The 11,491-nt window shown below is 52.9% G+C and carries 9 protein-coding genes; 5 read left to right on the top strand and 4 right to left on the bottom strand.

Annotation, left to right across the window (positions count from 1 at the left end; translation table 11 throughout):
- Positions 1-137 precede the first annotated feature (137 nt).
- The 3 genes from ABD937_RS20355 to ABD937_RS20345 all read right to left on the bottom strand — a co-directional run bounded on the left by ABD937_RS20355 (position 138) and on the right by ABD937_RS20345 (position 2,883).
- Positions 138-1,484: a PAS domain-containing protein gene (locus tag ABD937_RS20355; protein WP_345257773.1), complete on the bottom strand. Its 1,347-nt coding sequence runs from the start codon at positions 1,482-1,484 to the stop codon at positions 138-140.
- An 18-nt stretch (positions 1,485-1,502) separates the two neighbouring features.
- Positions 1,503-1,874, bottom strand: a complete 372-nt coding sequence (locus tag ABD937_RS20350) for a hypothetical protein (RefSeq protein ID WP_345257772.1) — start codon at positions 1,872-1,874, stop codon at positions 1,503-1,505.
- A gap of 328 nt (positions 1,875-2,202) precedes the next feature.
- Positions 2,203-2,883 (bottom strand): hypothetical protein, encoded by a 681-nt coding sequence (locus ABD937_RS20345; RefSeq protein ID WP_345257771.1) that lies wholly within the window; start codon positions 2,881-2,883, stop codon positions 2,203-2,205.
- 510 nt (positions 2,884-3,393) lie between these two features.
- Between ABD937_RS20345 and ABD937_RS20340 the strand changes: the two genes are divergently transcribed.
- From ABD937_RS20340 to ABD937_RS20330, 3 genes are read left to right on the top strand one after another with little or no spacing between them, the layout of a single operon-like run.
- Positions 3,394-4,314, top strand: a complete 921-nt coding sequence (locus tag ABD937_RS20340; RefSeq protein WP_345257770.1) for a GIY-YIG nuclease family protein — start codon at positions 3,394-3,396, stop codon at positions 4,312-4,314.
- Between the two features lie 32 nt (positions 4,315-4,346).
- Positions 4,347-5,921, top strand: coding sequence for a type I restriction-modification system subunit M (locus tag ABD937_RS20335; RefSeq protein WP_345257769.1), 1,575 nt, complete (start codon positions 4,347-4,349; stop codon positions 5,919-5,921).
- A 9-nt stretch (positions 5,922-5,930) separates the two neighbouring features.
- Positions 5,931-7,079 carry a restriction endonuclease subunit S gene (locus ABD937_RS20330; RefSeq protein WP_345257768.1) on the top strand — a complete coding sequence of 383 codons (1,149 nt, stop codon included), beginning with the start codon at positions 5,931-5,933 and terminating at the stop codon, positions 7,077-7,079.
- A 13-nt stretch (positions 7,080-7,092) separates the two neighbouring features.
- On the opposite strand, the gene ABD937_RS20325 is transcribed toward ABD937_RS20330, so the two are convergent.
- Positions 7,093-8,859 carry an ATP-binding protein gene (locus tag ABD937_RS20325; protein WP_345257767.1) on the bottom strand — a complete coding sequence of 589 codons (1,767 nt, stop codon included), beginning with the start codon at positions 8,857-8,859 and terminating at the stop codon, positions 7,093-7,095.
- Between the two features lie 150 nt (positions 8,860-9,009).
- On the opposite strand from ABD937_RS20325, the gene ABD937_RS20320 reads away from it, so the two are divergent.
- Positions 9,010-10,242 carry a PDDEXK-like family protein gene (locus tag ABD937_RS20320; protein WP_345257766.1) on the top strand — a complete coding sequence of 411 codons (1,233 nt, stop codon included), beginning with the start codon at positions 9,010-9,012 and terminating at the stop codon, positions 10,240-10,242.
- A gap of 4 nt (positions 10,243-10,246) precedes the next feature.
- The gene (locus ABD937_RS20315; protein WP_345257765.1) at positions 10,247-11,404 is read left to right on the top strand and encodes a type I restriction enzyme HsdR N-terminal domain-containing protein; all 1,158 of its coding nucleotides are present in this window, start codon (positions 10,247-10,249) and stop codon (positions 11,402-11,404) included.
- Positions 11,405-11,491: the final 87 nt, after the last annotated feature.

Here is an 11,491-nt window from a genome sequence, read left to right as displayed (position 1 = left end):
TTCTGATGATCATTTAACTCAAACAGCCTCTTGCGGAAGCTATGTTCGGTATGAACATCCGCCGTCCCTGCCCGGGCTACTGCCCGTACATCCTCATGGCTGAATGGAGCGCACGGCCAGCTGGAGCGGCCGGCGGGTTACGGGGTCGACGCGGCCCGCAGCGTCTCCACTTCTTTCTGCAGCTCGCGAAGGGCGCGCTCCAGCTCGATGTTGCGGAATTTCACCTTCACCTCCAGGTCCTCGTAGGATTGACGGAGTTGGTCCTGCAGGGATTTCATGTCGTGGATGTCGGTGCTGGTGCCGTACCAGGTGAGTACGTCATCGCTGGTGTAGGGGACGGCCCGTACGAGGTGCCAGCGGTAGTTGCCCGTGTGCTGCCGGAGCCGCACTTCGGCCTCGAAGATGCTGTGGCTGCCGGCCGCGGCGGCCCATTTTTCCCGCACCTGGGCCAGGTCGTCGGGGTGAACGATGCGGTTCCAGCCCTCGGCCTGCAATGCGTCTGCGTCCTTGCCGAAATAGGATCTCCAGCCTTCGTTCACGTATTGGAGTGTGCCGGCGGCGTCGGCGGTCCAGGTTTGCACCGGCATGGCGTTCGACAGGAAGCGGAAGCGCTTCTCGCTTTCCTCTGCCTGCTTCCGGGCCAGCACGGCTTCGCTCACGTTGTAGGAGAAGGAGATGACGCCATCGATCTCGCCGAGCGCGTTGCGCAGCGCCTGGTAATTGAGGTTGATATAGGCTTCGGCCCTCGTTCCGTCTTCAAGGCTGACGATGATCTTCATTTCGTTGCCGGTGAAGGGCTCGCCCGTGCGGTACACGTGGTTGATCAGCTCGAAAAAGCCCTGGCCCTCGAGGCTGGGGAGCACTTCGCGCACTGGCTTGCCGAGGATGTCGGGGTTGGGGAAGCCGGCCAGGAAGGCGGGGTTGGCGAGCTCGAACACATGGTCGGGGCCCTTGAGCACCGCGATGGTGGCCGGCAGCTGCATGAGCGCGTCGTAGAGGGTTTGGCGTTCGGCCGAGAGCCGGCCGGAGTGGCTGCGGATGACCTCTTCGAGCTTCTCGTTGGCCCGCGCCAGGCTGGTGAGTTCGCTGATGTGCGCATCCACGGCCTTGTCGCCGGCCGTTCCTTCGCCGGCGCCCAGCTTCGCTTCCACGGCCGAGAGCAGGGTCGTGAGCTGCTGCGCGGTCTTCTCTACTTCTTCGAGGCCTGCCCGTGCTTCTTCCACCTTGCCGTCGTTATAAAGCGCTACGAGCGTGCGGGCCACGGTGTGGATGTCGCGGTGTACGCGCTCGAGGTCCTGCATTTCGGGGATGTGGCCATACGCAGGCAGTGCCTCGCTGTAGATCCATTGGCCCACCTGGCACTCCGTGTGCGAGATCACCGGTGTGACGTCGGCCGGCAGGCCATAGAGGAGGGAGCGCAGCCGGGATTTGAAGAGGAGATGCTTGGCCCGGGCCTGCTCGAAATCGAAAGGTATCTGGTTCATGGAGAAGGGCGCTGGTGGTTAGATGGGGAGGGGGCTGTTTTTCTGAAGGGTGAGCTCGAGCCCGGTGTGGAAGTAGAGGGTCAGCTTGTAGAGCTCGCTTTGCCCGGCCTCGTCTACGCGGAGGCGGGTGATGATGGCGTTGCCGACCTCGTTGCCTTCGATGAAGAATTTCAGCTGCGGGTTGTAGATGAGCTCTTCTTCGCGCACTACCTGCCAGAGGCCGCGCCGCTCTTTTCCGTTCACCGACCGGTAGTGGTCGGGCTTGATCTCGATGATCCGGACGTCGGCGAAGAGGTTCTGCTGGCTGCCTGGATTGACCATACGGCTTTCCACCTCCCAGCAGCCCCGGACGTGTTCCTGAGTGATCGCACTGAGATCGATATAGCGCATGGTTGGGAAAATAGGGGGGTTAATGGCGAAACAAAGGATAAAAGTACGGCATTTCCCCCGGCGGCAGGGCGGGGATTTCCGGGCGGGGGCGGGCGGGTGAGCAAGTGAGGAGGTGAACAGGTGAGTAAGTGAGCGAGTGAGCATGTGAGCCATTGAACCGGCCGACCCGTTGACCCGGCTGACCCGCTCACCCGCTGACTCGCTCACCCGTTGACCCGCTCACTTGCTCACCCGCTCACGCACCCGCTCACTCTCCCGCTCACCCGCTCCCACAAAAAAGCCGGAAGTCTACACTCCCGGCGGTAACAAAACTTCTTCGATGGAACGATCAGGCGCTTGGTGCCGCAGTGTCGGACATGGCGGCGCGGGTGGCGCGGCGGTCGGTTTTGCGGCGGGCGATGAAGTAGGTGTCGATGAATTCGCGGTTGTCGATGAGGCCTTCGACCTCGTCGTCGAGAATGTCGATGATGGCGCGGGCCTTGTCGATGAGCTCCTCGATGCGGGCCGTGCTGTAGATGCGGTGGTTCTCTTTCTCTTTATGACCGGCACGAAGGGCGGCAAAAGTGTTGAGGGCGCTGTCGAGTGCGTCGAGCGACTCGTCCGTCACTTTGTAATCGGCCAGTTGGTCCCTGTTGTCTTTCGCGTACTGGAAGATGCGGCGCTGCCGTTCGAGGAGCGTCGCTTCGGCGCCTTGCGCCAGCTCGGCCCGGTTGAGGTCTACGGCCGTGGCGATGTCGGCGCGGGCGTTCTTCTTGGCCCAGGCCAGCACGCGGCGGCCCATGAGGTAGCTCTTTTCGGCGGCCAGCCCGAGGGCGAGGTCCTTGGCTTCTTTCGTGCCGCTGCCGTCGTTCTGTACGAGTGCGCCCAGCGCGAGCTCGCGGCGGGTGTTGGCCAATCGATCGATCGAATCGGCCACGGGGCCGACGGAGGACCAGAACGGCCGATGGGCGTCGAAATGCTGCTGCAGTTCACCCAGCATCTCCGAGAAATTCTTTTGCTCTTGATTCATGGGGAAAGGTTTTAGTGTGCCCCTAATCTAAAAAGTGCGGTTTCAACCCGGAGCTCCTGCGCCAGATTTTTTCTAACGGGGTACTTTAGCCGCTTTTCGGGCTTTTTTTATTTCGGAAAAGCAGTTATCGGAGCGGAGAAGGCTTAATGGGATTTGGAATTGCAGTTTTGGCAGGCGGAGTTGCAATTTTGGCGGGCGGAGATTGCTTTTTGCAACAAGGAGGAGTGATTTTGCAACAGGGAGAAGCAATTTTGCAACAGGGAGCGCGCATTTTGCAACAACGGGATGGGATTTTGGGGGTCGGAGATGGGATTTTGGACTGCGGAGATTGGATTTTGCAACAGGGAGCCGGCATTTTGCAACACGGAGGGGGCGTTAGGGAATAATTGAAGCCAAGATTTGGATTAAGAGCGCTCCGCTACCGGGAATCTGACTTGCCGACGTGGTTTTGCCAGGTCTGCGCCTTTCCCGATCTTTAGCGGATTCCAAACTAGCTGTAATCTTCTGTTTATGAGCACTTTTGGCAAGAGCATCCGTATCTATCTCAAAGACGGCACCGTAACCGGCATCAAGTTCGGTGAGGTCGTGAACCAGACCATCCAGAGTATTTCTTGTCCGCGCCTTCGCGTTGGCGAACTGGTTGATTTGCCTGAAGCGAACCGGCCCGGGGTATACTTCCTTTTTGGTGAAGACGAGGAAACAGGTGAGGCAAAGGCGTACATCGGTGAGGCAGAAAACGTGCGGGTTCGGCTACAGGACCATGTATACAAAAAGGACTTCTGGAACGAGGTAATCTTTTTCGTGAGTAAAGATGAGAACCTGACGAAGAGCCATGTCAAATACTTGGAAAGCCGCTTAATCCAGATTGCGTTTCAAACAAGGCGATACAAAACTGAGAACGATAAGAAGCCGCAACTCAGCTCACTCCCTCTTGCCGACCGCGATGCCATGGAGGAATTCCTCACTTATATAAAGCTGCTCATCGGCGTAATGGGACATAAGTTGCTGGAAGAGGTCACGACGTTTCCGGGCGCCCGGAAGGAGGACGCGATGGGTCCGGTTAACACGCTGCCGGGATCAACAGCTTCCAACAACCCGAATGCGCAGCTGTTTCTTACGGTTGGTGGAGTACGGGCCAGTGCCCTGCAAACGGACGAAGGCATTGTAGTGCTGAAAGGTTCGGAAGCCACGCGAAATCCGACCGCGAGCATTAGTCCCGGCTATAAAGAAATGCGCGAGCGGCTTGTTCAAAATGGGATACTTGCGGGAAGCGAAGAAAAGCTGGTGTTCCAGGACGATACACTTTTCAATTCACCGTCCGCCGCGTCCTGCGTGATCCTTGGCTACCCTACTAACGGCACGACCCTCTGGAAAAATAAAGCCGGCAAAACCTTTAAAGAGATCGAAAGCGAGCGGATGCAAACCGCCTGATTCACTATAAACCTTCGAAGCAATTCCATAAAATGTCTGAAGACCAAAAACGCGTGCTGGAGCAGCAGCTCTGGAACATCGCCAATACCCTCCGCGGAAAGATGGACGCCGACGAGTTCCGCGATTATATCCTCGGGTTCATATTTTACAAGTACCTCTCGGAGCGGATGGAGCTTTATGCCAACGGCATCCTGAAGGCCGACAAGATCACGTTCCGCGCCATCAGAGAACGGACGAAGGAAGGGAAGGAATACATTGCCGCCATCCGCGAGGAAGCGCTCGAGAAGCTGGGCTACTTTTTGAAGCCTTCCGAGCTGTTCAGCGAAGTGGCGAAGCGCGGCGCGGGCACCGACGAAGGCGAAGGCTCCAACTTCATCCTCGAAGACCTGCAGAAGATCCTGACCAACATCCAGCTCTCCACCATGGGCACCGAGAGCGAGGAAGACTTCGACAACCTCTTCGAGGACATGGACCTCAATAGCACCAAGCTGGGCAAAACGCCCGCTGCGCGCAATGCGGTGATTTCAAAAGTGCTGGGGCATCTCGACAAGATCGACTTTGCGCTGGAGCAGACCGAGCGCGACGTACTCGGCGACGCCTACGAATACCTGATCGGGCAGTTTGCCTCGGGCGCGGGCAAGAAGGCGGGCGAGTTCTATACCCCGCAGGCCGTAAGCACGGTGTTGGCCCGCCTCGTGACCACGGGCAAGAAAAAGCTGAAGTCAGTGTACGACCCCACCTGCGGCTCCGGCTCGCTGCTGCTGCGCGTGGCAAAAGAGGTGAAGGAAGTGGGCGCCTTTTACGGGCAGGAGCTGAACCGCACCACCTACAACCTGGCGCGGATGAACATGATCCTGCATGGGGTGCATTACCGTCGCTTCGACATCCGGCAGGAAGACACCCTCGAGCACCCGCAGCACCTCGGGATGACCTTCGAGGCGATCGTGGCGAATCCGCCCTTTTCGGCGCAGTGGAGCGCCAATGCCCTCTTCAGCACCGACGACCGCTTCAGCCAATACGGCCGCCTCGCCCCGTCGTCGAAAGCCGATTATGCCTTTGTGCAGCACATGATCCACCACCTGGCCGACAATGGCACGATGGCGCTCGTGCTGCCCCACGGCGCCCTCTTCCGCGGCGGTGCCGAGCAGCACATCCGCCGGTATCTTATTGAAGAGAAGAACTACCTCGACGCGGTGATCGGGCTGCCGGCGAATATCTTTTACGGTACGTCGATCCCGACGTGCATCATGGTGTTCAAGAAGTGCCGGGAGAACCCGGAGGACATCCTGTTCATTGATGCGAGCCGCGAGTTCGAGAAAGCAACAAATCAGAGCTTTTTAAGAAGCTCTGATATAGAGAGAATCATCAACAATTATCGAGAACGTAAGGAGGAAAGCCGATATAGTGTTCGCGCTAGCATAAAGCTTTTGAAGGAGAATGACTTTAACCTAAACATTCCGCGATACGTCGACACTTTCGAAGCCGAAGATGCGATTGATCTGGATGCAATTGCAAGTGAGATTCGAGAATTGGATAGATGCATGGGTGATACAGACAAACAACTAGCTGAATACTGCAAAGAACTTGGGATAGCCGCACCTTTTTAAGCTTGATGAATGGAAACAGCTAAACAGCCAAGCCTGCGATTCAAAGCCCGCGGAGCTTGGGAAGAATTCAGAATGAAGGATTTGCTAACACGCGCATCAAATCCTGTAAAGGTTCAAGCAGATGAATCATATACTCAAATAGGTATTCGCTCGCACGGAAAAGGCATTTTTCACAAAGAGCCAGTGAGCGGCACAGAACTCGGGAATAAGCGAGTTTTCTGGGTTGTCGAAAACGCTTTGACTGTGAATATTGTTTTTGCTTGGGAGCAGGCGATCGCGATAACATCAGACAAAGAGAAAGGTATGATAGCGTCACATCGTTTTCCGATGTATTTGGCAGATGAAACCCAAGCAGATATTCACTTTCTTCTTAATTTGTTATTGACACCTAAAGGAAGAATGCTTTTGGAGCTTGCATCTCCGGGAGGCGCGGGAAGAAACAAAACCTTAGGGCAGGCAGAGTTTGAGAAAATAAAGATTACCATTCCCTCACTCCCCGAGCAACAAAAGATTGCATCCTTCTTCATCGCTATCGACCGCAAGTTGACTTTGCTACGCCGGAAGAAGGAAGCGCTGGAGCGGTACAAGCGCGGGGCGATGCAGACGATCTTTTCGCAGCGGGTGCGGTTTCGGGATGAGGAAGGGAAGGAGTTTGAGGAGTGGGAGAAAAGAGCAATTGAAAACATTGCTCCGCTTCAAAGAGGATTTGATTTGCCAGTCACTGCTATAAAAGAAGGAAGGTATCCAGTTGTCTTCTCAAATGGGATACTAAAGTATCATTTAGATTATAAGGTACAGGGTCCTGGAGTGATTACAGGTAGGTCTGGAACAATTGGAAAAGTAACATTCGTTGAACAGAACTTTTGGCCACATAACACCTCGCTTTGGGTGACTGACTTCTGTGGAAATCATCCGAAATTTATTTATTACTTGTATCTGCATTTAGATTTAAGTAGGTTTGGTGGAGGCTCTGGCGTGCCGACGTTGAATAGAAATGATGTTCACGTTCAAAAGACTTCAATCCCAACTAATAAACTTGAACAGAGCAAAATTTCCGCTTTCTTTTCTGCAATCGACGCCAAGATCGCGCATGCGCAGGCGCAGCTGGAAAAGCTGACGGAGTGGAAAAAAGGGTTGTTGCAAAAGATGTTTGTATGAGCTTTTATAATTGCTAACCCAATTTTAAGTCTCGTTTTAGTTCAGCTAGTAGCCAATCAAGTTGTGCCCGTGCATTCGAGATAATATCTGTATAAGTAAGAAGTTTTACATCCTCTCTTTCATTATGAGAGGAGATGGCAGTATCAACCCTTCCGCCAATCACAAGGATTCTTATTTTTTTATTGTGAATAATGGAGTTCAAGTCATCCCGATATTTTAAGGCTTGACTTTCAGCATCACGACCAATGGTGTCGGAGGGGCGTTTGAATTCGATTAGGGTATGAGACCTGGAAACATCAACGCCCAAGAATAGATCTGGTCGTTTCTTCGCCCGATCACCCTTGAACCTCTTGCCTACCAAATCTTCAACTGCAAGCGCTAAAGTCTTATTCGAAAAAGTCAATGAATATTCTGTACCTAGTACCCAAAGGTTGAACTCGAGCGCTTTGTGCATAGTTGACTCAAGTGTTTTCGGATTGCGGTTGAGCAGATCCAACTCGTCCAAAAACCGAAGTCTGTGTATTGCTTGACTGGTAATCAACGACATTTCCAGAAACCCAAAATCCGACAATGCAAGGGCCAGCTTTTCAACATCACCATCTCTGGTCTGCTCTATATTGTGAATCACGCTCCAATAATGATCCTTCTCAACCGCGTCTATCATCACAGATATGATCGTATTTACTTTCTCTTCCGGTTCGTCATAAAACTTTTCAAGTACTCGTTGCAGGTGCTTTTCAGCAAAAGCGCGCTTGTGTTCCGGCAATTTCTCCAACTCCCGTGCAATTCGTTGGTCGTAGCGTAGTCTGGCTAAATGCATATCAGCCTTAAAAACAACATTTAAAGCGTCGACTAATTCAGCTTTAACAAGGACCTCTATTTCATCCTTTAATGTGCTGTTTTCCACAATAGCACCCCAATCAGCGGTTACGAAATCTTCTAATTCATCGCAGATTATTTCACCGACGATCCTTTTCTTTAGTTTATCTGGAATCTGTTCATCTTCTTTAAGAAAGCTATTTGGCCGGCCCACAATCTTATTTCCAACCCTATACACAAGGCCAGGCTCTTTCACAGCCTTCTCAGTTACTGTAAAAATTAGTCTTGCCGATCTTCCATTCGAGAGTTTTAACACCTTATCGTTGGTCGCTCCTTGATAATCTTGTACACCTATCTTCTCTCCATTAACATATATTGATAAGTCGGCAACTTGCCTGTAGTCTAAAATCAATAGCTGCCTAAGCCTATCCGCGTTTGGGAAATTATAGTTCTGATTCAAGCCTTTGAGTGTAATCGTAGTGCCGTGTTCGTTTTGAGGGCAGTCCGTTACGACGATGGGGAGGCTGACTTTCTCTAGGTCGTATTTCTCCTTGGCCAGATCCTGTTTGATAATTGTGATCGTAGTTTCTTTTCCCCCTGCTTTGGTTTTGATCTCCATGATTTCGGCGATCATAAGGCCGGAGAATTTGCCGATACCTTTTCTGCCTTTCACCATTCGCTTCTTTCCGAAGGTTTTCTCCCCTTTTCGAGAAAGGCGACTGCTTGCAATTTTCAAATACTCTGAACGTACCTCTTGCTCTTTCATGCCTGTTCCGTCGTCAACAATTGTGATAACACCATTCGGTGTGAGAGGATCTGGTAATGTTATCCAGACGTTATCAGAGTCTGCGTCATAAGCATTGTCAACAAGCTCTTTGGTAGCGTCCTCTGTAGATTTATAGGTTTCTCCTAAGAGTTCCGCAAGTTTGGGATCTACCTGAAAATTGGCAGTTTTTGTCATGGTTGGTTTTGGTTTGATATCCGGGGAGGATGTTTGAAAGGCTCTGGCTAATTTATGATATCCTTTTTATTCAGTTTGCAGAAATTCAACGTAGTAACACGAATACTTGCTTCTTTCGTAGTATTATTGAGAATGACTACCGAAACTAACTTGAGCAGAACTAGCCTTATCCGGCTCTTCACCGGTGTTCGTAATATCGTGGCTAACCAGAAGCAGATCGAGAAGCTGAAGGGCGAGCGGTTTAACATCTTTCGTATTCTCAATATGGAGCGGGATGAGACTGCCGCGCACACCCCCTTTCTCGCCAACCTCCTGAACCCGGCGGGTAGCCACGATATGGGCGCCGTGTTCCTGCGGCATTTCGTGGAAACGGTGCGCACGGACAAGATGGACCATCTTGCCGGCTTCGATTGGAACAGCGCCCGGGTCATCCCTAACTATTATATCGGCCCGGTGGTTACGACAGACGGACAGGAGTCGGGTGGATATCTGGATATTTATATCAAGGACGGGCGCGAGCGCTCCATCACCCTCGAGAACAAGATCGACCCGCATACCGAGCAGAAGAAGCAGGTGGTGCGCTATCATAATTTCAACAGCGCGCGCAACACGGTGCTTTATTTAACGCCCGAGGGCAGCGAGCCGAGTTCCTATAGCCGCGGCTCGCTCGAGCCGGGCACGCACTTCTTCCTCGTTTCTTACAAAGAACACATCACGGAATGGCTTTCGCGCTGCCTCCGCGAAGCGGCCGATAAGCCCATCCTCCGCGAAACCATTAAGCAATATATCGTACTGATTAAACGCATTACCATGACTACCGACGACCAACTGCAACAGCAACTGACCGAGACCCTGATGGCCCATTTCGAAGAGGCCGCTTGGGTAGTCAACAATTTCAACAAGGCGAAGTTCGAGCTGCTGGCCAACCTGCGCCGCGAAGTAGTCGCGCGCCTGACACCCGTTTTGGGAAAAGGGTATAAGGTGTCGGAGGGCGTTCCGGTGACGCAGAAGTATGCGCAGGTGTGGATCGAGTTCGATGGGCTACAGCACTACCCGCTTTGCTTTGGCATAGAGAGCTTCAACGGCGAAGGGAATTTCGGCGGGCGGCTTTATGTCGGTATGTTCAACCAGGACGGCAAAGAGAATTCGTTCACCAAAGAGCAGGGCGGACGGGCTAAATGGTGGTACCAGGAGCGCTACATCACGCTGGATGGCGCCGATGTTTTCTTTTCCGATAACGCCTTGCTGGTAAAGCTCGTTGATCCTGCTACCCGCCAACTGCTGATCAACCGCATCATCGAAGAAACAAAAGCGTTCGTGGACGAGTACGAGCCGGTATTGAAAAAGCACCTGGGTCTCTTGGCGCAAGTAGTTGAAGGGTGAGGCTATGGAGCAATTGGTCAGAAACGGCGCGCCCTGCATTCTCTGCGCCTCCCGAAAAAAGCTGATCCAGCTTACGCCCGAGGAAGGTGTGCGGCAGGACTTTATCCAGAAACTCATCGAAGTGTACGGAGTACCACCGGAAAACATCCAGGTAGAAGTGCAGGTATATGAAGGGGAGACAAGAATTGGCAGGACTGACATCGTTGTCACGCACGGTGTCGGTTCCGATGAGCAGCCGTTGCTGGTTGTAGAATGTAAGCGGCCGGATTGGCCGCTGATCGACACCGTACATAAGCAGGCAAAGCGGTATTGTGATGCATTGGGAGTGAACCTGTTGGTTCTGACCAATGGCCTACAGCCTGTAGTTCTGTACCGGACGGACCCGGCTGCAGATTTTGCGCCCTTGACCAAGCTCCCTTCATACTCCGCATTGCTGGAGCAAAAAGGATTGAGACCGGCAAAACCAACTCCGGAGTTTCAAAGAGAAGCCGATGGCTGGGCAGGGCCTGCCTTTTATCACTGGCTTGAAGGGGTGGCAGGCGTAGATACGCCTAAGCCTATAGCCTTATTCGCATATGGCTTGATGGAGATGTTGCTCGATACACGGGATCGCCTCCAAAATTTGGAAACGAAGCAGGCAACGTTTGTGCGGGACTGCGGACTTCGCTATACCACCTTTGGAAACGTCACGGGCGGAAGTTGGACCGGGAGATATCGCTATTTCATTTTCGACGATATGACCAGAGGCCATTCTGTGGTCAGCATTTCTATACTGGGAAAGGCAAAAACCGAAAATGATCCAGTATATGGCAATTCGAAAGGGGAAACCATGCTCTTGGTAGCCATTGACGATTTCGAAAAGACCCACCACTCCCTGCAATTGGCACTGGACCGGTTTATCACAATCACCGGCAACAGGATCGAGGTGTGGCATGACGGCACGCTGACTGCAGGGAAGAATGGCAGCGTTAAGCGAAGCGATGTCATTGACTTTGTGTTCGAACGCCAGCCTCAATTGGTGCGGGAGGGCAGGATTGTATTAGGAAGCATCGAAACAGGACCGCCCTATACTATCCAAACGAAAGGAGTACAGGAACTGATCGGCAATCTGGCTGATTATGCTATTCTGCGCGACCAGTTCCGCAGAACAGTCGGCAAATAATTATGAAAGGAAGGCCCCCGCGAGGGGGCATTCGTTTAGTATTGAATGGCAACACCTTTAAAAAGGCTTTTGCTTCGGATTTCTTAG

It is taken from the genome of Flaviaestuariibacter amylovorans (assembly GCF_039541815.1).
GTDB lineage: Bacteria > Bacteroidota > Bacteroidia > Chitinophagales > Chitinophagaceae > Flavisolibacter > Flavisolibacter amylovorans.
This window is presented reverse-complemented; position numbering and strand designations above follow the sequence as displayed.

Bases quoted from the DNA above. Each gene is read 5' to 3' on its own strand.
- ABD937_RS20355 (WP_345257773.1), bottom strand. From the start codon at position 1,484: ATGAACCAGATACCTTTCGATTTCGAGCAGGCCCGGGCCAAGCATCTC.
- ABD937_RS20350 (WP_345257772.1), bottom strand. From the start codon at position 1,874: ATGCGCTATATCGATCTCAGTGCGATCACTCAGGAACACGTCCGGGGC.
- ABD937_RS20345 (WP_345257771.1), bottom strand. From the start codon at position 2,883: ATGAATCAAGAGCAAAAGAATTTCTCGGAGATGCTGGGTGAACTGCAG.
- ABD937_RS20340 (WP_345257770.1), top strand. From the start codon at position 3,394: ATGAGCACTTTTGGCAAGAGCATCCGTATCTATCTCAAAGACGGCACC.
- ABD937_RS20335 (WP_345257769.1), top strand. From the start codon at position 4,347: ATGTCTGAAGACCAAAAACGCGTGCTGGAGCAGCAGCTCTGGAACATC.
- ABD937_RS20330 (WP_345257768.1), top strand. From the start codon at position 5,931: ATGGAAACAGCTAAACAGCCAAGCCTGCGATTCAAAGCCCGCGGAGCT.
- ABD937_RS20325 (WP_345257767.1), bottom strand. From the start codon at position 8,859: ATGACAAAAACTGCCAATTTTCAGGTAGATCCCAAACTTGCGGAACTC.
- ABD937_RS20315 (WP_345257765.1), top strand. From the start codon at position 10,247: ATGGAGCAATTGGTCAGAAACGGCGCGCCCTGCATTCTCTGCGCCTCC.